Here is a 19,614-nt window from a genome sequence, read left to right as displayed (position 1 = left end):
CTTTAACGTCTTACTCGCTCGGTTCGATTTAAACCCAAGTCGTGGGCGGATGTCGCGCGCCAAGAGCGGGAAGAGGCGGGGGTCTGCTCCAGGCCGCTCCCAAGCCTTGCCCAAGCCTTGCCCAAGCCTTGCGCGGACTTGCGTTTCCCCCGGGGTTGGGCAATAAACCGCGCTCTACAGAACCGCCCGGCCAGTGATGGGCTGCCGTGGCGGTTCTTTCGCTCGCGCGAACAAGCGTCGTTTGGACCAATCCCTGCGGCGCGAACAACAGGGCCTAGCGCCCGGGAGAGCAAAATGCCCAAACTGAAGACGAAATCCGGCGCGAAAAAGCGCTTCAAGATCACCGGCACCGGGAAAGTGGTCTACGCCCAGCAGGGCAAGCGCCACGGGATGATCAAGCGGACGAACAAGCAGATCAGAAATCTGCGCGGCACGAACGTCTTGTTCAAGACTGACGGCGACAACGTCAAGAAATACTTCCTGCCGAACGGCTGATCCGCAGAACCGCACTTTTTCGCAAAGGAGTTCGTCATGGCTCGCGTCAAGCGTGGCGTCACATCGCACGCCAAACATAAGAAGACCCTCAAGGCGGCCAAAGGGTTCTACGGCCGCCGCAAGAATACGATTCGCGCCGCCAAGGCCGCCGTCGACCGCTCGATGCAATATGCGACGCGCGACCGCAAGGCGAAGAAGCGCGTGTTCCGCGCGCTGTGGATCCAACGGCTCAACGCCGCCGTGCGCGAGCACGGGCTGACCTATTCGCGGTTCATCGACGGGCTCGCCAAGGGCGGGATCGAAGTCGACCGCAAGGTTTTGTCGGATCTCGCCATCCACCAGCCCGAAGCCTTCGCGGCGATCGTGGCGCAGGCGAAGTCGGCTCTGCCGCAGGCGGCCTAAGACTTACGTCGCGAACAGATTCGAGCCTCCCGCAGCAGCGCGGGAGGCTTTTTGTTTGGAATGTTTACTATTCTTGGACTGCCGGATCGCCGGGGCGCTTTCATCTCGCTCGCCGATGAATTTTCGGGGCGTCCGCCGCCGGCCGATTTGGCTCTTGAGGCATAGGCGCGCTCTGCAATTCGGCTGGCGGTGTTGGAACGGGCCATCGTGTTGGCCGATCCATGACGAACTGATTGATCGCGCAAATGAACGAACTGAACATGAAGCCTCCATGGCTCATGAGCACGTCGTCATAGGCGCGCATGTTCCAGAACGGGTCGTTAGCGCGCGTGATTGGGAGCAGTCCTGCAAGCCTGAAACCGTGGGTCATCTCGACCGCGGGATGACCGCCGCTGCCGCGAGGATTCCCAGGATCTGGATCGAGCGGCGGGGCCAGCATCGCGCTCTCCCACTGAGTGCCATTCGTTTGCGCCCTTCGAGCCCGCGTCAGCCAGTCGTGGCTGACAGCGCAGTCTAGTGAGGGATTGGCGGGGATATCCTTGTAATCCGCCTGACTGGGCGGCGCCCAACGGATGCTACGAATTTCATGCGTCGTGCCGAGCTGGCGCGCCGGCATGCGATAAGTGTCGACGAGACTTACCGACGACCGCGGCGGATCGAGGTGGCCGATCGTGCGCGAAGACTCGATATCCGTATTCTGGAAGGGAAGATCGCTCACGAATTCTCCAACCCTCTGCCAAAATCTCGGCGCTCGCTGATCTTGTCGGTTTTCGGGGAGGCTGAAGCTTTCGCAGGCTGCGCGCAAATCTCGTGCAACGCCAGCGATCATCGCGCCAAGGGGACGGAGGTCACCGCGAAAAAGTGGGAAAGCGAGATAGGTCGCGAGGTCAGATTTTATGCCGATTTTCTTTTTTCGATCGATATTCTCCACCGCTTGATCGAGCGCAAACGGCGTTCTCAGCGCACCGCAGGCGCGCTCGTCGGGGTTCGGCGTCTCATCATGGAAGATGAACTCGCCGGGTTTTTTTGCCTCTAGGAACTGTTTGTATCTCGCGCATATTTCGTCTGGCGAATTCACATCCTGACCGAGCAAGCTCAGTTTGTCGTGCATGGCTATGGCGCAGTCTGCCGGCCGGATCCCGCCTGGAGGCCAGGAATAGGCCGAGGTGACTGAAATCACGACAGGACTTTGATGAGCGGGAAAAAAGCGATGGCCCGCCATGAGGTCGCCTTCGCCCTCGAAGAAAGCGACTTTCTCCCAAACGGCGCGCTGAACATCAGTCCATTTGGAGGCTTCGGCGGCAGGGTTAATGAGAACCACGAGATCGCCGAGCGGGGGATAAAAATAGGCGTTGGCGCCCGGATGATTATGCACCGCCTTGATCAAATGGTCTTTCAAAGCCGTGGCCAACATGTTGCCGCCGAGGCTATGACCGATCACGATCATCTTGTTTGGATTGTCTCGTTGCTTTGCCTTCGTCCCGGGCTGTTTGTTGAGAACCTGCTCGATTTTTCTCAGCGCCATGAGGGCGTGCGGCGCGATATATTCGCTGACCGGTTTGCGGTCGAACAAGGTCAGCGTCGCGACGCCGGAAGCGAGCGAATCGCCCCAGGAATTGATCCAGTTCTTCCAGCACAAGGGCTTTTCGCTGGGTAAAACGCCGTTCGAACAATGTGAGGCGTCGCCATCTAAGAGCGCGCCAACGGTATTGCCCAGGACGATAAAGGGAAGATGCAGTCGCGTCTCGTTCAGGCGCGCGCCTCTCCAGCCGACGTACACCGCTGTCACCTCGCGCCCGCAATGCTCGCTTTCGCCAGCGTTGCACCGGTCGCGAAGGTATCGCGCGACATGCGCCGCGTAAGCGCGAAGATCGGTGACATTGCCGTCTCCGATCGATGCATCATGCCGCCAGCCATGAACGAACACGATTACATAATTGCTATGCTTGACGACATTCCCGAATTCGTCGCTGTGGGTGCGCTTTTCAACTGATCGAAGATGCGCGTTGAGCGCCTCAAGTTGTGTGATCGGCTTCCATGAGCTGCGTTCGATATAGCTCACGCGATCGGTCAATTCGTTCAGGGTGAACAGCTGATGAGGGTCTTTGATCAGCTCGAACGGCTCGCCCTCCTCCTTGAATTCCAGAAAGGCCAGCGTGTAGCCAAGCGCATTCGATCGATTGTCGGCGTCAGCGCGAGGGGCAGGAACTTCGTGACGCTGTATCGCGCATTGAAATCTCGTGTCCCAACGACCTGCCTCGTCCTTGAGCGCCGCTTCGTTTTCGGCGTTGCCATAGGCTGCGAGAATATTCCATGCCGGCGACGCGTAGTTTCCGTTTTCGCCGATCCGCATGTTGCAATCGCGCGAGTCGGGATCAAGAACGCGATAGGGGTGGTCCTTCGGCGTGGAAATGGCCCAAGCGGTCACGAGAACCGTCAGAAAGGCCAAAAGCAAAAGACGCACGACAGTTATTGCGGCGCGCCAGATGAAACGAGCTGCGCGACGCAGACCAGCGAGAATCTTGAAAGAAAGTGAACGCAGCGAGGCGGTCGTAGATGCAAGACGGGCGCTCATTCAAAGCCCCCTTATGGTCACGTGACTGCAAACGCCTAAACAATATATGCTTTTCTTTAGGCCGTAAAATTTTCGTGAATTTTTTAGGTTTGCCGACAACGCTGAAGACTGGGTCACTTGGAAGCTAGGACGAAGCATGGCCGACACATATGATCTCATCGTCATCGGCGGCGGGCCGGGCGGCTATGTCGCCGCGATCCGCGCCGCGCAATTGGGTCTCAAGACGGCGGTCGTCGAGCGCGAACATCTCGGCGGCATTTGCCTGAACTGGGGCTGCATTCCGACCAAGGCGCTGCTGCGCTCTGCCGAGGTCTATCGCCTCGCCAAGGAGGGCGAGCGGTTCGGCGTTTCGCCAGGCGCCTTGAGCGCCGACGTCGCGCGCATCGTCGCGCATTCGCGCGAGGCGGCGACGCGGCTCAATGGCGGCGTGGCGTTTCTGCTCAAGAAAAACAAGATCGACGTCATATGGGGCGAGGCGACGCTCGCCGGAAAGGGCGAGGTGCGCGTCGCCGCGCCGACCAAACCGCCCATGCTGCCGCAAGCGCCCTCGCCGAAAACGAGGCTCGACCACGGCGTCTATCAGGCGAAACACCTCATCATCGCGACCGGCGCGCGTCCGCGCGTTCTGCCGGGCCTCGAGCCCGACGGGCGACTCGTCTGGACCTATTTCGAGGCGATGAAGCCGGAGCGCTTTCCGAAATCGCTGCTCATCGTCGGCGCCGGCGCCATCGGCGTCGAATTCGCGTCTTTCTATCGGACATTCGGCGTCGAGGTGATTCTCGTCGAAGCGCTGCCGCATATCCTTCCGAGCGAGGACGAAGAGATCGCCGCTCTGGCGCATCGGTCGTTCAAGAAGCAGGGGATCGACATCCGCGTCGCGACGACGGTGACGGGCGTCGAGAAGAAGGCCGACAGCCTCGTCGTCACGCTGAAACCAGCGGACGGCGAGACGCAGACACTCGAAGTCGAGCGCGCGCTGTCGGCGATCGGCGTCGTCGCCAATGTCGAAAATCTCGGGCTAGAAGCGCTCGGCGTCGCGCTCGAGCGCGGCGTCATCAAGATCGACGGCTTCGGGCGCACCAATGTCGAAGGCGTTTACGCGATCGGCGACGTCGCCGGCGGCCCGATGCTTGCGCATAAGGCGGAGCATGAGGGGGTCACTTGCGTCGAGGCGATCGCCGGATTGGACGCGCACGCGCTCGACAGATCGCGCATTCCGGGCTGCACCTATTGCCACCCGCAGGTCGCGTCCGTCGGATTGACCGAGGCGAAGGCGAAAGAGCAGGGGTTTGACGTCAAGGTCGGACGCTTCCCCTATCTCGCCAATGGCAAGGCGATCGCGCTCGGCGAACTCGAAGGCGTCGTGAAGACCATCTTCGACGCCAAGAGCGGGCGGCTGCTCGGCGCGCATATCTTCGGAGTCGAAGCGACGGAGCTGATTCAGGGCTTCGTCATCGCGATGAATCTCGAGACGACGGAAGAAGAGCTGATCCGCACGATCTTTCCGCATCCGACGCTGTCTGAGACGATGCATGAGAGCGTGCTCGCGGCGTTCGGCCGCGCGATTCACGTTTGATGCGACTACCGGTTGAACTATTCGCTTAGCCTGTCATTCCCGGCAGGCCGAAGGCCTGACCGGGAATCCAGAGCCGATCCAACAGTGCTGGTTTTGCTCTGGATTCCCGATCGCGCGCAAAGCGCGCGTCGGGAATGACATCCGAGCAATTCAGACGGAAATGGTATGAGGCGTGCTGCGCGCCGAGGGCGCCAGGTGAGGGTCGTCCGCAACGAAACCTCTGCGCGCCGGTTCTCGGCGCGTCAGCTCTGCAGCACATAGGTTCCCGGCGCATCGCAAAGCGCCACGCCCGTCGCAGGCGGCGCGACCGGCGGGCCGGAACGGGCGGCGAGCCAGGCGCTCCATTCCGGCCACCAGGATCCTTCCCTGACAGCCGCGATCTTCACCCATTCTGCGGGCTCGGCGTAATGCTCGCCATCCACTCGGCTCGTAAAGCGGTACTCGCCGCGCTTCTTCTCGGGCGCCGAGACGATGCCGGCGTTATGGCCGCCGCTCGTCAACAGGAAGGTGATTTGGGTGTCGACGAGCAGGTGGATCTTATAGACCGAGCGCCAGGGCGCGACATGATCGCGCTCCGTGCCGACGGCGAAAATCGGCGCGCCAATATCGTTGAGCGCGACGGCGCCGCCGTTGGCGCGCAGCCTGCCCTCGGCGAGATCATTGTTGAGGAAAAGCCGCCGCAGATATTCCGAATGCATCTTGTAGGGCATGCGCGTCGCGTCAGCGTTCCAGGCCATCATGTCGGTCATCGGCTCGCGCTCGCCCATGAGATAGGATTTGAGCGCATAGGACCAGACAAGATCATTGGAGCGCAGAAGTTGGAACGCGCCGGCCATCTCTTTGGAGTCGAGAAAGCCGTGCTCCCACATCAGATCTTCGAGAAAGTCGAGTTGGCTTTCATTGACGAAGAGCGTCAATTCTCCGGCTTCGGTGAAATCGGTTTGCGCCGCGAGGAGCGTTATGCTCTTGAGGCGATCGTCATTGTCGCGGGCCATGGCCGCCGCGGCGATGGCGAGCAGCGTTCCGCCCAGGCAATAGCCGGCGGCATGGATCTTTCGGTCCGGCATCAGCCGCGAGATGACCTCGAGCGCCGCCATCACGCCGAGCCGTCGATAGGCCTCCATGTCGAGATCACGATCTTCGGCGCTCGGATTGCGCCAGGAGATCATGAAGACCGTGAAGCCTTGCGCGGTCAAAAACCGCACGAGCGAATTATGCGGCGATAGATCGAGAATGTAATATTTCATGATCCAGGCTGGCGTGATGAGCACGGGCTCGGGCCGTACCGTTTCTGTCGACGGCGCATATTGGATGAGCTCGATCAGCCGGTTGCGGTAGATCACCTTGCCCGGCGTGATCGCGACATTCTGACCGGGAACGAAGGCGTCGGCGCCGACAGGCCGCTTGCCGCCGGCGCGCCGCTCCATGTCTTCAAGAAAATTCTGCAGGCCATAGACGAGATTGACGCCGCCGGTCTCCAGCGTGCGTTGCAGCGCCTCGGGATTCGTCAGCAGGAAATTCGACGGCGAGAACATGTCGAGCAATTGGCGCGAGGCGAATTCGACGACGTTTTCATGCTGCTTGGTGACGCCGCCGATGCCCGTCGTGGCGTTGTGCCACCACTGCTGATTGAGCAGAAAACCCTGGTAGAGCAGCGCATAGGGCCAACTCCGCCACGCTTCGCCGGCAAATCTCTTATCTTGCGGCAGCGGCTCGATGCACGGCGCGGCGTTCGGCTGCAATGCGCAGCGCCAGGCGTAATTGGCGAATCGCCAGCTTTTGCGCATCGCCTTTTCGGCAAGCTGCATCTGCTTTCCTGGCGCTGTCGCGAGATGCGCCGCCCAGTCCCAATAGGCGCCGGCCATCGAGGCGGGCGAAAGTCCGCCGGTCAGATGGGCGACGCTCGCGTGAAGCGAGCGATCGATGACGTCGCTCAAGGCGGCAAAGCCGTATGAATCTTTGTCGCTGGCGCGCTCCGCCGCCAGAAAGGCGCTGGGCCAGGCTTCGACAAAGGCTTTCGACGCGAGGCGCGGAAAGTCATGGGCAGGGGAGGCGTGGCGATGGCTGGAGGATGTCTGCTCTGCGCGCGCAGGGTTCGTCTGCGCGACATTGGGGTGCTCTGTCATCAACGTCCCTTAAGCCGAGGCGCTCGACTGGATTCCGATCTTATTTCGGGGAATGCTGCGGCGCAATATCGTGGCCCCTATCTTTCCCGGGCTTGGCCGGGGGGCGAGCGCTACCATGTCCCTGTGAAGGAATGCCGACCGCTTAGGAGACCCCTATGAGAGCCATCGCCGCAGCCGCCTTATTGTCTCTCGTCTCGAGCGCCGCGCTCGCCGCTCTCAAGCCTGGAGACGCCGCGCCCGACTTCAGTCTGGAGGCCGCGCAGGGCGGCAAGGAGTTCTCCTTCTCGCTGCGACAGGCGCTCGAGAAGGGTCCGGTCGTGCTGTATTTCTATCCGAAGTCGTTCACGAGCGTCTGCACGCTCGAGGCGCATGAATTCGCCGAAGCTATGGAGCAGTTCGCCGCCATGGGCGCGAGCGTCATCGGCGTGTCGAGCGACAAGATCGCCACGCAGCGCGAATTCTCGACGAAAGAGTGCCGGGACAAATTTCCCGTCGGCGCCGATCCGGGCTTCAAGGTCATCGACGCCTATGACGCCGCCTTCAAGGTTCCGGTCGCGGGCGCGATGTTCGCCAACCGTATCTCTTATGTCGTCGCGCCCGATGGGAAGATTCTCTCGGCGGTCGAGGATTCCGGCGCAACCAAGCATATTGAGAATGCGCTCGCCGTCGTGCGGCAGTGGCGCGACGCGCAGCAGAAATAAGTTGCGAGCAAGGGCGCATAGGCCAGCCACCCGACGCGCAAAAGCGCCATCGCGTGCAGCGGCGGCGCGTCGTTCACCCCCTCTTCGGGCGAATGCGGATGATCACGTCGCAGCCGACGATTTCCATCCCTTCCGGCGGCGCCGGCAGCCGCGTAAATTCGACAGAGCCATCGGCGGCGTCGAACATGCGGCCCGTCGCTTCATCCATGAAATGGTGGTGCGGCGAGGTGCGGGTGTGGAAGTAGGTGCGGGGTCCCTGTACGGCGATCTCGCGCAACAGCCCCGCTCCGGCGAACTGGTTGAGCGTGTTGTAGACCGTGGAGAGAGACATCGTCAGACCGGCTTCGCGCGCTTCAGCGTGCAAAGCCTCGGCGCTCACATGTCGATCGCCATTGCCGAACAGCAGCCGGCTCAGAGCGAGCCGCTGCACGGTGGGGCGCAGACCTGCGCCGCGCAGCCGCGCTTTGATATCCGAGATCTTCGTTGCGCTCTCGGGGGATTGATCGCGCAGTTTGATCGAACGGTCGAAACTCGTAGTCGAAGGTTGATGAGTCATTCTTCGCGACAGGCGAGCATCACTCGCTCCCTATTCATACATTAAGCTTTTTTCAGTAGAGGGCAGCGCCCGCCCCCTGTCAAACGAAATGGCGGAAGGTGTAATATTTCCAAAGAAGCAGCAAAGGACTGGCTAATGATGCGGCGCCTTGAGCCAATACTCTGTGCAGGGATTGATCGACGTCAGATGCTCGGCGCGTCGGTTCGTGCGGTCGCGGCTCTCTGGCTTGCCGGAGGCCGCGCCAAAGCCGACACGTTCGAGGCGTTTTTGCAGGGCCTATGGCCGTCGGCGCAGGCCGCCGGCGTCTCGCGCGAAACCTTTGACGCGGCGATCGCCGGACTTGCGCCGGACCCGTCGGTCTCGGCGAAGCCGCGCGCGCAGTCCGAGTTCACCATATCGATTCCCGCCTATCTCGCGGGCGCTGTGACGAATGGTCGCGTGGCGCGCGGTCGGGCGGTCGCCGCCGAACTCGCGGGGCCGCTCGGTCGGGCGCAGTCCCGCCACGGCGTGCCAAGCGAGATCGTCGTCGCCATTCTGGGCGTCGAGAGCAATTTCGGAACGGCGGCCGGCGGCTCTGACGCGCTGCGCGTCCTGGCGTCGCTGGCGTGGAAGGGGCATCGCGCCGAAACCTTCATCGAGGAATTTGTCGCCGCGCTCGTGATGCTGGAGAGGGGCTATGCGACGCGGGCGCAATTGCGCGGCTCCTGGGCCGGCGCCATGGGCCAACCGCAATTCATGCCGTCCGCCTATCTCAAATATGCCGAAAGCGACGCGGGCGGCGGCGCGCCGGACATCTGGCGCTCGCGCGGCGACGCCGTGGCCTCCATCGCCAATTTCCTGGCGAAATCCGGATGGGTCGCCGGATTGCCCGCCGTCGTCGAAGTGCGACTGCCCGAGGGGTTCGACTATGGCGCCTTCGATCTCGACTTCGCCCGCTGGCGGCAGCTTGGCGTGACCCGCGCCGACGGCGGCGCGCTCCCCGGCGGCGGCGCCGCCAGCCTTTATCTGCCGGCCGGCGCGAGCGGCCCGGCCTTTCTGATCACCGACAATTTCGAAGTCATCCGGCAATACAACACGTCCGACGCCTATGCGATGTCGGTCGCGCTGCTCGCCGATCGCATCGCCGGGCGCAATATCCCGATCGCGCCCTGGCCGAAGGTCGTGCCGCTGTCGACCGCCGACGTCAAGGCGATGCAGCAGCTGTTGACGGAGCGCGGATTCTATCGCGGCACGTTCGACGGCAAGCTCGGCCGCGCGAGCCGCAACGCCATCCATGCCTTTCAATTGAGCCAGGGCATACAGCCCGCCGACGGCTTTGCGACGAAAAACGTTCTGGCGCGGCTGCGCGGCCGATAGAGTCGCTGCGGTTCAGACGTCGAGATCGCGGTAGACGGAGACTTCCCTTTCGCGCGCGATCCGCGCCGCATCGCCGGCGCGAAAGCCGCGCCAGACGTCGAAGGCCATGACCAGCGTCGTGAACAGTCCGGAAATTTTCCCGACGATGAAGCTGAAGGGAAAAATGAGACGGTCCGGCGGAAGAATGAATTGAGCGCCAAGAAAGATGAGCGCTGCGTTGACGAAATAAGCCGGCCGGAACAGCGATTTTTCTTCCCAGGCGCTTTGCGCATAGCTGCGTGAATTCTTCTTCACCGTGCGGTTATAGGCGGGATTGGGAAACATGCCCCAGAAGCGCCGTTTGGGCGGAAGCGCATTCGGCCCCGCGAGCAGCGCGCGATAGCTTTGACGCACCGAGGAATGCGCAAGCAGCGCGAGAACGATGTTGGCGATCACGAAAGCGAATTTGAGCTGGAGGAACGAGAACGACAGTTGCGCGGCGAGGTCGACGAAAAACAAATGCGTGAATGCGTTCAGCACGAAGGCGGAGCGATGAAAGCTCGCGCGGTTGATGTCTTGAATCTTCTCGTCGATGAAAGTCGCGCCCGCCTTGGTTTCGGCGCGTTCCTTGAGAGTCAGCCGATCATAGTCGTCGGTCTTGAACCGCTTCGCGATCTCGCCAATCGTTTCGAGCGGCGGCCCGCGCTTGATCTTGAAGGTCGCTTTGTTGAGGAACGTTGAGATACGCGCGAAAATATCTCGCGCCATGGCGTAACGTGACGTGACCGAACTGAGAAAATCGGGCTCTCCCGCCATTGCGCGCACCTAAGCTGATTCTTTCGCCCCCATATTGTTATAGACGCAACGGGCGCGGGCGCCGACCCTGACCGCAGGTTGATCCCGTCCGGCCTCTTGCCATATTTAAGCTTATCCCGATCCTCGCGCCTTCGCTTGTCGGAGCCGCCCATTTTGGTCTCCGCCATGTTCAGCGCCCGTTCTTTCGCCCATTCGATCGCCGAAGCTCCCGCCGCGAAAACTGCGGAACGACTGCCCGAATGGAATCTCGCCGATCTTTATCCGGGCGCCGATTCTCCCCAGGTCGCCTCCGATCTCGCCAAGGCCGCGCAGGAGGTTGCGCAGTTCGGCAAGGATTATCGCGGCCGGCTGGAGTCGCTGGCGAAAGCCCCGGATGCCAGCGTCAAGCTTGGCGAGGCGCTGGCGCGCTACGAGGCGCTGCAGGACTTGCTCGGGCGGTTGATGTCCTTCGCCGGCCTGCTCTATAGCGGCGACACCACCGATCCCGCGCGCGCGAAATTCTATGGCGACGTGCAGGAGAAGGTCACCAACGCTTCGGCGCAGCTGCTGTTTTTTCAGCTTGAGCTCAATCGGATGGACGACGCTGCGCTGATCGCCGCGGCCAGCAAGGAGCCGCTTTTGCGCTGGAAGCCGTGGCTCGAAGACATCCGCAAGGAGAAGCCCTACGAACTCGATGACAAGCTGGAAGAGCTGTTCCACGAGAAATACATCTCCGGCGCGGCCGCCTGGAATCGTCTTTTCGACGAGACCATCGCCGGGTTGCGCTTCAAGGTCGGAGGCGAGGAGCTCGCGATCGAGCCCGTGCTCAATCTGATGCAGGATTCGCGTGAAGAGACGCGCCGCGAAGCGGCGCAGGCGATCGGCGTGACGCTCAAGAACAATCTGCGCACCTTTTCGCTGATCACCAATACGTTGGCGAAGGACAAGGAAATCTCCGATCGCTGGCGCGGCTTCCAGGACGTCGCCGATTCGCGCCATCTCTCCAACCGCGTCGAACGCGAGGTCGTCGAGGCGCTCGCGCAAGCGGTGGAGGCCGCGCATCCTCGCCTGTCGCATCGCTATTACAAGCTCAAGGCGAAATGGTTCGGCAAGGACGCGCTCGACTATTGGGATCGCAGCGCGCCGCTGCCGTCGACGCCGGCCAAGCGCTATTCCTGGCCGGAGGCGCGCGACATCGTGCTCGAGGCTTACGACGGATTCGCGCCGCGCATGGCGGAGATCGCCGGGCGCTTCTTTGAGAAGAACTGGATCGACGCGCCGGTGCGGCCGGGCAAGGCGCCGGGGGCCTTTTCACATCCGACCGTGCCCTCCGCGCATCCCTATGTGCTGCTGAATTTCCAAGGAAAGACGCGCGACGTGATGACGCTCGCGCATGAACTCGGCCATGGCGTGCATCAGGTGCTTGCGGCCCGACAGGGCGCCTTGATGGCGCCGACCCCGCTGACGCTCGCCGAGACGGCGTCCGTCTTCGGCGAAATGCTCACTTTCCGCGCGCTCATCGCGCAAGCGTCGGATAAGGCGCAAAAGCGGGCGTTGCTCGCCTCCAAGGTGGAGGACATGCTCAATACCGTGGTGCGGCAGATGGCGTTTTACGCTTTCGAGCGAAAGGTGCATAACGCGCGACGTGAAGGCGAACTGACCGCAGATCAGATCTGCGAATTATGGATGAGCGTGCAGGCCGAAAGCTTTGGCCCGTCAATCCGCCTGGGGCCCGGCTATGAAACTTTCTGGGCCTATATCCCGCATTTCATCCATTCGCCTTTCTATGTCTACGCCTATGCGTTCGGCGATTGCCTGGTGAATTCGCTCTACGGCGTTTATCAAAAGGCGCATGAAGGATTCGCCGAGCGCTATTTCGCTTTGCTCGAAGCGGGCGGCGCCAAGCCTTATGCCGAGCTTCTCAAGCCCTTCGGATTGGACGCGCGGGATCCGGCGTTCTGGAACATCGGCCTCGAAATGATCGAGGGCCTGATTGCGGAACTCGAGGCGATGGAGGACGCCTAGAGCGCTTCCCCGTCACATGGAATCAGGTGAGCGGTAAGTAATCGCTCAAAATCAAAATGTTGGAGCAGGTTCTCGTCGAAAAAGTCTGTCAACTTTTTCGGAACCTGCTCTAATCGGCGCGATGACGACGTGCGCGCCAAACGAAAAACGCCGGCGTTGAGCCGGCGTTTGTTGTTGGAAGACGCTGTTGTCAGACGCTTAATTCTGGCCGCCTCTGATCATGAATTTTTCGCCGTCGCAGGCAACTTCGCCAAAATATACGTTATGGGCGTTCTCGACGGGCTTGCCGGTCCACACGCAATTCTTCTTGGAATCGGTGCGGTCCGTGAATTTGAGCGTGTAAACGCCGCCCTTGAGTTCGCCTTCAATCTTGTAGGTCAGCACGGAGCCGTTATCGAGCTGCATTTCGCTCTTGCCCGAAACCTTGTCGCCTTCCGTTGCGACAGTCCAGGTGCCCTGCGCGCGCTTGATGCCAGCCTTATTGGCTTCGGTCACATTCCACTGCCCCGCATAGGCCGATGCGCTAAAGGCGACGGCGGCAAGGGCCGTCGTCAAAGCAAGCTTGATCATTTGTTGTGCTCCCATAAAGTGTTGTGATGAGCAGCATATCGGCCGCAGTCCAACTGGGGCTCGTGAAATGCGGCTATCAAGCCTTTTTGCGCCCGTGCGCTTTGGCGCGCGAACGACGGCGGAACATCGCGTGATATCACGCGAGATGTCAATTTATTTTCGCCTTAGCTAACGTTAGGCGCTCGATGTAAGGGACGTCAAATGTTCGAAGAAAAAGCCTGGCGTCGCGTGGACGACTACATTGCCGCGGCGCTGATTTCCAAAGAAGAAGCGCAGGATGAAACGCTTGCGGCAAATGCGCGCGCTGGCCTTCCCGCGATCGACGTTTCGCCGCCGCAAGGCAAATTGCTGCATCTGCTCGCCTGCGCGATCGGCGCGAGACGCGTTCTCGAAATCGGGACGCTGGGAGGCTACTCGACAACCTGGCTGGCGCGGGCGGTGGGCGAGGGCGGCAAGGTCGTCACCTTCGAAGTCGATGCGCATCACGCCGAGGTCGCTCGCGCCAATATTGCCCGCGAAGGCATGAGCGCGCGCGTCGATCTGCGCGTCGGCCCCGCGCTCGAAATGTTGCCGCTGCTAGAATCAGAGCGGGGGCACGCTTTCGATCTGGCCTTCATCGACGCCGATAAGCCCAACAACGCCGCCTATTTCGATTATGCCCTGAAGCTGTCGCGTCCCGGCGCGCTGATCATCGTCGACAATGTCGTGCGCGAGGGCGCCGTCGCCGACCCATCCGCCACGGACAGTGGCGCGCTGGGAGCGCGCGCGCTGTTTGACGCCGTCGCCGCGGAAGGGCGGGTCGAAGCGACGGCGGTGCAAACCGTCGGCGCCAAGGGTTGGGACGGGTTTCTGATCGCGCGCGTCAAATAGGACGCCTCGTCAGCCCCCTTCAGACGCTCTGTCGAACGCCCGCTTGCCGCGCCGCTTGCGGGGCAAGGGCGCGCCGTCGGCTCCGAACAGGGCGGCTTCCACCTGGTTGCCGCTGTCGTCATAGCGCCAGGAGATGCGCGCCGCGCCCAGATCCTTGCGGATCGTCGGCTTCCCCTCGGCGTTAAAATAGGCCTCCTCGACCTGATTGCCCTTGGCGTCATAGAAGCGCGCCACCCTGGCTGCGCCCAGGCTTTTGCGCTTCATTGGCCGCCCGTCGGGATCGAAATAGGTCTCGACGACCTCCACCCGTCCGCGCGTCGGCGCCGCAATGGCTTCAGGCGCGACGCGGATGTCGCCGTCGCTCGCGGCGGTCAGCTTTCCGCTCTGAGAGCAGCGCCGTTCTCCCGAGGCGGCGCTGCGCGCCCGCTTAACGAGGCGCGGCGCCAAATGAGTTTTCTGTTCCATGATCCCAAATCGCTGCGCGGTCCGATGGCTCGTCGCAACCGCCAGTCTGAGAACTGAGCGGCGCGTGCTTTCTGCGATGCACGCTGACAAACGACGGATACGCTGGTCTGACTCTCCCCCGCCGGCGGCATGCCGACATGTCGGGGCGTGACGCCGCATTGCTGCGGCAAGCGTCAGATCAGGACGGGAGGAGCGCGGGAGCCGAGCGGCGGGGTCGACGCCTCTGGAAGACGAGATGTCTCGTCAAAGGCCAGTCCGATCGTCGAATAGGACGCGGCCGGGGGCGTCTCGCCGATGAACGGCGAGGCGGCGGTCGCGCCGCCGAGCGATGCGCAATGCACGACGCAACAGACGTCGCCGTGCCGCGCCGGACGTGGGGGCGTCGCGGGATCTCCGGAAAGCGGTCCGGAAGCCTTGCTAAAGCAGATCGTGTTGGCGAAGAGGCCCGAACCGCGTCCGCTGAACGAAACGCCGACAGCGAGGCCTTGCAAAACAAACAGATAGGCGACGAGCAGCGTGACCGCCGTCGAACCGTACTGCGATGTTTTGACTTCGCTGCGCGCGCTCATAGCCCGTCGAAGCTATTCACTGATCTTGTTAAGGTCAATGGCGACGCCGCGCGCAGGCGGCGATTAAAGGTCGCGCCCGAAGTCAGGGGCTCCAGGGCCCCTCGGCCTCCGACGCGCGCTCGTACGCCTTTTGCGCCTCGATGGCGTCGAACACGGCCCGGAGCGCCTCCCTGACGCCGGCGCCGCTCGCCGACGAAATGAGCAAGGGCGCCGGATGCCGCTCGCGCGTCTCAGGCCCGGTGGCGGCGATCGCCCGCTTCAGCCGCTCCCGCTGCTTCTTGAGATGATCCGCGTCGACCGCGTCGATCTTTGACAGCGCGACGATTTCGGGCTTCTCGGCGAGACCGGCGCCATAGGCGGCGAGTTCGCCGCGCACAATCTTGTAGTCCTTGCCGGCATGTTCGCCGGTCGCGTCGATAAGATGCAGCAGCGCCCGGCACCGCTCGACATGGCCGAGAAACCGGTCGCCGAGGCCGTGGCCCTCATGGGCGCCCTCGATCAGACCAGGGATGTCCGCCAGCACCAATTCTCTGTCGTCGCTGCGCACGACGCCCAGACCGGGATGCAGCGTCGTGAAGGGATAGTCGGCGATCTTGGGCTTCGCCGCCGTCACCGTCGCCAGAAATGTCGACTTGCCGGCGTTGGGCAGGCCGATCAGCCCGGCGTCGGCGATCAGTTTCAGCCGCAGGATGATGGTGCGCTCCTGGCCCTCGAGGCCCGGATTGGCGCGCCGCGGCGCCCGATTGGTCGAGGTGGTGAAATGCGCGTTGCCGAAGCCGCCATTGCCGCCTTTGCAGATGACGACGCGCTGCCCGACCTCCGTCATGTCGGCGATGAGGGTTTCCCCGTCCTCCTCGAAGATTTGCGTTCCGACCGGCACTTTCAGCACGGCGTCGGCGCCGCGCCCGCCGGCGCGGTTCTTGCCCATGCCGTGGCCGCCGGTCTTGGCCTTGAAGTGCTGCTGGTAGCGGTAATCGATCAGCGTGTTCAGCCCGGCGACGCATTCGGCGACGACGTCGCCGCCGCGTCCGCCGTCGCCGCCGTCCGGCCCGCCGAATTCGATGAACTTCTCGCGCCGAAACGAGACGGATCCGGCGCCGCCGTCGCCGGAGCGGACAAAAACGCGGGCCTGGTCGAGGAATTTCATCTGCCGCTCACGGTGAAAAGAATCGCGGCCGGCGCGCGCCGAACAGCGTGTGCGCTTCGCCGCGCTTTAATTCGAAAAGCTCGACTTCCATGTCGCCGCCGCGCGCCGGCGCCGGCCGCATGCCGCTGCCCGTGCGGTGGAAGCCGAGCTTCTCATGCACATGCAACGAGGAGCGATTGTCCGGCCGCGCCGAGGAGACGATCCGATCCAGCGAGGTGATTCCGAAGGCGAGGTCGATGAGCGCCCTGGCCGCCTCGGTCGTATAGCCTTGTCCCCAATAGGGCTTGCCGAGCCAGAATCCGAACGTCGCCGAGCCGCGGCGGTCGGCGCCATGAAGGCTCACAAGCCCGATCGGCTCGTTGGGCCTATGCTTGGGGGTGATGACGAGATGGAGGCCGCCGCCGGCGCCGTTCTCCTCGCGCACCGATGCGATGAACGCGTCGGCGTCGTGCGGCGCGTAAGGATGCGGGATGCTGGCCGTCATCAGCGCGACGTCGGGATCGCCGACGTGCTGGCGAATCTCCTCGGCGTCAGCGGCGCGCGGCCAACGCAGCCACAGTCTTTCAGTCTCCAGCCGGAAAACGTCGTCGCGGGTAATTTCGGGAAACATTGATTGCTCCAAGCGACATCGGAAATATTGGCCCAAGAGCCTGAAAGGAGAGCGCTCCCCACTGGCCCTTCACGGCGCTTCCGTGACATCTCGCCTGAAACGTTCCCGCCTGAATTCGCGAGAGAGGTAGTCGAGACGACTGTCCGCCGGAAGGCCGGCGGCGGGTCGTCCCCTACCGCCTTACTCGGCTGCTGCGGCGGGCGCCGGCGCCACCGATACGCTGGCGCGTCCGCCGCTGGACTTGAATTCGACGACTCCGTCGACGAGCGCAAAAAGCGTGTGGTCCTTGCCCATGCCGACATTGCGGCCCGGGCGCCACTTCGTGCCGCGTTGGCGCACGATAATATTGCCGCCGATGACGGCTTCCCCGCCGAATTTCTTGACGCCGAGGCGCCGGCCGTCCGAATCGCGGCCGTTGCGCGACGAGCCGCCTGCCTTTTTGTGAGCCATGGTCTTGCTCCGATTTCCCTATGCGGCGACTGGGCCGCTTATTCTGCGTGTCGCGAGAGGGCGGTCAGCTCTCGATCGCGGTGATTCTCACAAGCGTCAGGTCCTGGCGATGGCCGCGCTTGCGCTTTGAATTCTGCCGGCGGCGCTTTTTGAAGGCGATCGACTTGGGGCTGCGCGTCTGCTCGGCGATCTCGCCGGAGACTTTCGCGCCGGCGATCGTCGGGGCGCCGACCTTGGGGCTGTCGCCCCCCAGCATGAGCACTTCGTCGAAGGTGACGGCGTCGCCCGGCGCGCCGTCGAGCGCCATGACGGTGATCACGTCCCCCGCGGCGACGCTATATTGCTTGCCGCCGGTTTTGATGACTGCGAACATCTTTTTTTCCTGTGTTCGTCCCGACGCTGGCGTTACCGCCGGCCGGCTTCTTGGCAGTTAGTGGCTTCGCCTCGAACTTGCGCCAAGCGCAAACGAAAAGCGCGGCGAAACCGCCGCGCCGAAGCGACGTTCATCTACCCTTCAAAGCCGGCGACTGTCAATATGTGGGGCGGATGGGGTTGGGTTCCGAATCCAGGTTAATGACGCGTCATCTCACCGCGTCATGGCCTCGCTTGTCGCGGCCATCCACGCCACGCCACGCTGCAAATCTGAGAACATTAGCCGAACGTATCGTCTCCGCGCGAAGCGTTTCGCGGTTGACCGCCGTGGATGCCCGCGACAAGCGCGGGCATGACGGTGGAAAGCGAGCCGAAATTAACCCGAGTTCGAAGCCCCGGCGGATGGGGTGGTGGTCAGTTTGAAATTCTAGCTTGCTGGCAGGCGCATGGCCGCTTTGCGCCAGGAACGGAACTTGGCTTCTCGCCGGAAGCGGCGACTTCGCGCCCGCGGTTCGGTCGTCGAGAAGTCCGCAGCTGCGCTGGACAAGTCTGCTCATGTGTCGTCCCGCTCCTCGAACATGTCGGGATTGATGGCTAAGTATCCTCCAGACAGCGCTTCCACCTTCATAAGGCCGGCGCGCTCCAGCACGTGAATCATTCTCTCGGCTCCCCGGCGGAAAACTATTTCAAGGGCTCCTAGCGTTCGGCAAACGTTATCGACCTGTTCTTCGCTCAAATCCCCTGGCCAAGCACCGGTATGGAAGAAGCGATGAATGAAAAAGTCCCGCTTCGATTTCAGCCACCGAAGGTAGTTGAGGTCAGCAGAAGTGATACTGTGCTTGGCAAGAAGTGAAATGAGTGAGCCCAGCGTTGAGTCTTGCAAGTGCTTCTGTTTAAGCACGATCTGCTCCCACCGAGGGGCGTCGTCGCGCAGGATGCTGGTTACCTTTACGCGGTCGCATATCAACATCGATGAGATAACGGAATCCTCAAGCAAGGCGCAGGCCACAAAAGTCGACCCAATCTGGTAGCAATAGCGCGTTCGTACCAGATCAAGGTCCGCAAGCCGCGCAATCTGACGACGTAGAGTCGGTGGTGTGAAGTCATGCTTCATTTCTTGCTCGGCTCGCGTGCCCTGCTTCCTGCATTGAGTCCGTGGGTCGCAGCGCGAATACGCGGCGTGAAGCGGCTTTCGAACTCGTTCCCTAGCAGGTCGTAGAACGCCTCCACATGACGAACGAGCTTGCGGGTAGCCGCGTTGAACTCCCGTTGCAACTCAACTAGCCCTTCTTGGAATGAACGCTCTACATTGATGCGACGACCATGCTGGTCGTGCCCCACCAAACCGTTTCCCCACTGCTCGAAACGAGCTGCCGTCTGGAAAGTGGTGCTATCATTTGTAAATGCGCGCTCCACGCCGTGGTGAAATCGCGCGTTACGCTCGCGCCGCAAATCGCCTTGGTCCTTCCTCATATCTTCCAGGACCGAAAGGATCTTCGAAGGGACACCTGCCTTCCCGAGTTGATCGATAGAACACTTTTGGGGATCAAGACCCGTCTCATGCACATCATTCGCCAAGATCAGCGCGCAGTCGACCACCGAAATGAACCGCATGAGGAACACGTCCGCCGCGATCGTTAGCCACTCGTAGCGAGAAACGGGAAAGTCCTTGAAGTCCTTCGGGATGCGCTCAGGCCAAAGCATGTCGCCAACAAGATTCAGAGATTCCACGCGGCGCGTAAGGCTGCTCAGGGTGTGGTTCACATGGAACGCGTACTTGCAGTCGGGGTGACGCGCGAGTTCTTCGTAGCTATCGAAATGATAGGCCACGATGCTAACCCATCTTATTCAGCGAGGCGGTAATTTTGGGCTGGCGGATGTGGCGTAAGGCATTGATTTAGCGTATGGATTAGTTGCTTACGCTGATCCCTCACGCCATCGCATCACAGCCACACCCGCCATGATTGAAGATAGC

The 19,614-nt window shown here is 62.1% G+C and carries 20 protein-coding genes; 7 read left to right on the top strand and 13 right to left on the bottom strand.

What is annotated here, in order from left to right; all coding sequences use genetic code 11:
- The first annotated feature begins 294 nt into the window (after window positions 1-294).
- Both rpmI and rplT read left to right on the top strand, forming a co-directional pair.
- Complete coding sequence (rpmI, locus tag ACR65T_RS05545) at window positions 295-495, top strand: 50S ribosomal protein L35 (RefSeq protein WP_014890449.1); 201 nt, start codon at window positions 295-297, stop codon at window positions 493-495.
- A 36-nt stretch (window positions 496-531) separates the two neighbouring features.
- Window positions 532-897 (top strand): 50S ribosomal protein L20, encoded by a 366-nt coding sequence (gene rplT, locus ACR65T_RS05540; RefSeq protein WP_018409162.1) that lies wholly within the window; start codon window positions 532-534, stop codon window positions 895-897.
- A gap of 100 nt (window positions 898-997) precedes the next feature.
- On the opposite strand, the gene ACR65T_RS05535 is transcribed toward rplT, so the two are convergent.
- The gene (locus ACR65T_RS05535; protein ID WP_434495547.1) at window positions 998-3,361 is read right to left on the bottom strand and encodes a hypothetical protein; all 2,364 of its coding nucleotides are present in this window, start codon (window positions 3,359-3,361) and stop codon (window positions 998-1,000) included.
- Between the two features lie 247 nt (window positions 3,362-3,608).
- On the opposite strand from ACR65T_RS05535, the gene lpdA reads away from it, so the two are divergent.
- Entirely contained in the window at window positions 3,609-5,048 is a 1,440-nt protein-coding gene (lpdA, locus tag ACR65T_RS05530; protein WP_434495546.1) for a dihydrolipoyl dehydrogenase, read from the top strand.
- A gap of 242 nt (window positions 5,049-5,290) precedes the next feature.
- Here the strand turns inward: lpdA and ACR65T_RS05525 are convergent, their stop codons facing one another.
- Window positions 5,291-7,174, bottom strand: coding sequence for a PHA/PHB synthase family protein (locus ACR65T_RS05525; RefSeq protein WP_434495545.1), 1,884 nt, complete (start codon window positions 7,172-7,174; stop codon window positions 5,291-5,293).
- A gap of 155 nt (window positions 7,175-7,329) precedes the next feature.
- On the opposite strand from ACR65T_RS05525, the gene ACR65T_RS05520 reads away from it, so the two are divergent.
- Complete coding sequence (locus ACR65T_RS05520; protein WP_434495544.1) at window positions 7,330-7,875, top strand: peroxiredoxin; 546 nt, start codon at window positions 7,330-7,332, stop codon at window positions 7,873-7,875.
- A gap of 73 nt (window positions 7,876-7,948) precedes the next feature.
- Here the strand turns inward: ACR65T_RS05520 and irrA are convergent, their stop codons facing one another.
- Window positions 7,949-8,431, bottom strand: coding sequence for an iron response transcriptional regulator IrrA (irrA, locus tag ACR65T_RS05515; protein ID WP_434495543.1), 483 nt, complete (start codon window positions 8,429-8,431; stop codon window positions 7,949-7,951).
- Window positions 8,432-8,617: 186 nt separating this feature from the next.
- On the opposite strand from irrA, the gene ACR65T_RS05510 reads away from it, so the two are divergent.
- Window positions 8,618-9,787: a lytic murein transglycosylase gene (locus ACR65T_RS05510; RefSeq protein WP_434495542.1), complete on the top strand. Its 1,170-nt coding sequence runs from the start codon at window positions 8,618-8,620 to the stop codon at window positions 9,785-9,787.
- Between the two features lie 12 nt (window positions 9,788-9,799).
- Here the strand turns inward: ACR65T_RS05510 and ACR65T_RS05505 are convergent, their stop codons facing one another.
- Window positions 9,800-10,582, bottom strand: coding sequence for a hypothetical protein (locus ACR65T_RS05505; protein ID WP_434495541.1), 783 nt, complete (start codon window positions 10,580-10,582; stop codon window positions 9,800-9,802).
- Window positions 10,583-10,747: 165 nt separating this feature from the next.
- On the opposite strand from ACR65T_RS05505, the gene ACR65T_RS05500 reads away from it, so the two are divergent.
- The gene (locus ACR65T_RS05500) at window positions 10,748-12,586 is read left to right on the top strand and encodes a M3 family oligoendopeptidase (protein ID WP_434495620.1); all 1,839 of its coding nucleotides are present in this window, start codon (window positions 10,748-10,750) and stop codon (window positions 12,584-12,586) included.
- 198 nt (window positions 12,587-12,784) lie between these two features.
- On the opposite strand, the gene ACR65T_RS05495 is transcribed toward ACR65T_RS05500, so the two are convergent.
- Window positions 12,785-13,156 (bottom strand): hypothetical protein, encoded by a 372-nt coding sequence (locus tag ACR65T_RS05495; protein ID WP_434495540.1) that lies wholly within the window; start codon window positions 13,154-13,156, stop codon window positions 12,785-12,787.
- Window positions 13,157-13,357: 201 nt separating this feature from the next.
- Between ACR65T_RS05495 and ACR65T_RS05490 the strand changes: the two genes are divergently transcribed.
- Entirely contained in the window at window positions 13,358-14,026 is a 669-nt protein-coding gene (locus tag ACR65T_RS05490; RefSeq protein WP_434495539.1) for an O-methyltransferase, read from the top strand.
- Window positions 14,027-14,035: 9 nt separating this feature from the next.
- Here the strand turns inward: ACR65T_RS05490 and ACR65T_RS05485 are convergent, their stop codons facing one another.
- The 8 genes from ACR65T_RS05485 to ACR65T_RS05450 all read right to left on the bottom strand — a co-directional run bounded on the left by ACR65T_RS05485 (window position 14,036) and on the right by ACR65T_RS05450 (window position 19,469).
- Window positions 14,036-14,491, bottom strand: coding sequence for a hypothetical protein (locus ACR65T_RS05485; protein WP_434495538.1), 456 nt, complete (start codon window positions 14,489-14,491; stop codon window positions 14,036-14,038).
- A gap of 173 nt (window positions 14,492-14,664) precedes the next feature.
- Window positions 14,665-15,060, bottom strand: coding sequence for a DUF2946 family protein (locus ACR65T_RS05480; RefSeq protein ID WP_123176628.1), 396 nt, complete (start codon window positions 15,058-15,060; stop codon window positions 14,665-14,667).
- Between the two features lie 82 nt (window positions 15,061-15,142).
- Window positions 15,143-16,207, bottom strand: a complete 1,065-nt coding sequence (gene obgE, locus ACR65T_RS05475) for a GTPase ObgE (RefSeq protein WP_434495537.1) — start codon at window positions 16,205-16,207, stop codon at window positions 15,143-15,145.
- A gap of 7 nt (window positions 16,208-16,214) precedes the next feature.
- On the bottom strand, window positions 16,215-16,817 hold the full coding sequence (locus tag ACR65T_RS05470; RefSeq protein WP_434495536.1) for a GNAT family N-acetyltransferase: 603 nt from the start codon (window positions 16,815-16,817) through the stop codon (window positions 16,215-16,217).
- Between the two features lie 180 nt (window positions 16,818-16,997).
- Entirely contained in the window at window positions 16,998-17,267 is a 270-nt protein-coding gene (gene rpmA / locus ACR65T_RS05465) for a 50S ribosomal protein L27 (protein ID WP_018409147.1), read from the bottom strand.
- Between the two features lie 64 nt (window positions 17,268-17,331).
- Window positions 17,332-17,640: a 50S ribosomal protein L21 gene (gene rplU, locus ACR65T_RS05460; RefSeq protein WP_175093051.1), complete on the bottom strand. Its 309-nt coding sequence runs from the start codon at window positions 17,638-17,640 to the stop codon at window positions 17,332-17,334.
- A gap of 552 nt (window positions 17,641-18,192) precedes the next feature.
- On the bottom strand, window positions 18,193-18,753 hold the full coding sequence (locus tag ACR65T_RS05455; RefSeq protein ID WP_434495535.1) for a hypothetical protein: 561 nt from the start codon (window positions 18,751-18,753) through the stop codon (window positions 18,193-18,195).
- Entirely contained in the window at window positions 18,750-19,469 is a 720-nt protein-coding gene (locus tag ACR65T_RS05450; protein ID WP_434495534.1) for a hypothetical protein, read from the bottom strand. Before ACR65T_RS05450 ends, ACR65T_RS05455 begins: the two co-directional genes overlap by 4 nt.
- Window positions 19,470-19,614: the final 145 nt, after the last annotated feature.

The organism is Methylocystis sp., from assembly GCF_051061285.1.
GTDB lineage: Bacteria > Pseudomonadota > Alphaproteobacteria > Rhizobiales > Beijerinckiaceae > Methylocystis.
This window is presented reverse-complemented; position numbering and strand designations above follow the sequence as displayed.

Bases quoted from the DNA above. Each gene is read 5' to 3' on its own strand.
- ACR65T_RS05495 (WP_434495540.1), bottom strand. From the start codon at position 13,156: ATGATCAAGCTTGCTTTGACGACGGCCCTTGCCGCCGTCGCCTTTAGC.
- ACR65T_RS05525 (WP_434495545.1), bottom strand. From the start codon at position 7,174: ATGACAGAGCACCCCAATGTCGCGCAGACGAACCCTGCGCGCGCAGAG.
- obgE (WP_434495537.1), bottom strand. From the start codon at position 16,207: ATGAAATTCCTCGACCAGGCCCGCGTTTTTGTCCGCTCCGGCGACGGC.
- lpdA (WP_434495546.1), top strand. From the start codon at position 3,609: ATGGCCGACACATATGATCTCATCGTCATCGGCGGCGGGCCGGGCGGC.
- rplU (WP_175093051.1), bottom strand. From the start codon at position 17,640: ATGTTCGCAGTCATCAAAACCGGCGGCAAGCAATATAGCGTCGCCGCG.
- ACR65T_RS05480 (WP_123176628.1), bottom strand. From the start codon at position 15,060: ATGAGCGCGCGCAGCGAAGTCAAAACATCGCAGTACGGTTCGACGGCG.
- ACR65T_RS05470 (WP_434495536.1), bottom strand. From the start codon at position 16,817: ATGTTTCCCGAAATTACCCGCGACGACGTTTTCCGGCTGGAGACTGAA.
- ACR65T_RS05520 (WP_434495544.1), top strand. From the start codon at position 7,330: ATGAGAGCCATCGCCGCAGCCGCCTTATTGTCTCTCGTCTCGAGCGCC.
- rpmI (WP_014890449.1), top strand. From the start codon at position 295: ATGCCCAAACTGAAGACGAAATCCGGCGCGAAAAAGCGCTTCAAGATC.
- ACR65T_RS05455 (WP_434495535.1), bottom strand. From the start codon at position 18,753: ATGAAGCATGACTTCACACCACCGACTCTACGTCGTCAGATTGCGCGG.
- rpmA (WP_018409147.1), bottom strand. From the start codon at position 17,267: ATGGCTCACAAAAAGGCAGGCGGCTCGTCGCGCAACGGCCGCGATTCG.
- ACR65T_RS05485 (WP_434495538.1), bottom strand. From the start codon at position 14,491: ATGGAACAGAAAACTCATTTGGCGCCGCGCCTCGTTAAGCGGGCGCGC.
- ACR65T_RS05490 (WP_434495539.1), top strand. From the start codon at position 13,358: ATGTTCGAAGAAAAAGCCTGGCGTCGCGTGGACGACTACATTGCCGCG.
- ACR65T_RS05510 (WP_434495542.1), top strand. From the start codon at position 8,618: ATGCTCGGCGCGTCGGTTCGTGCGGTCGCGGCTCTCTGGCTTGCCGGA.
- ACR65T_RS05505 (WP_434495541.1), bottom strand. From the start codon at position 10,582: ATGGCGGGAGAGCCCGATTTTCTCAGTTCGGTCACGTCACGTTACGCC.
- rplT (WP_018409162.1), top strand. From the start codon at position 532: ATGGCTCGCGTCAAGCGTGGCGTCACATCGCACGCCAAACATAAGAAG.
- irrA (WP_434495543.1), bottom strand. From the start codon at position 8,431: ATGACTCATCAACCTTCGACTACGAGTTTCGACCGTTCGATCAAACTG.
- ACR65T_RS05500 (WP_434495620.1), top strand. From the start codon at position 10,748: ATGTTCAGCGCCCGTTCTTTCGCCCATTCGATCGCCGAAGCTCCCGCC.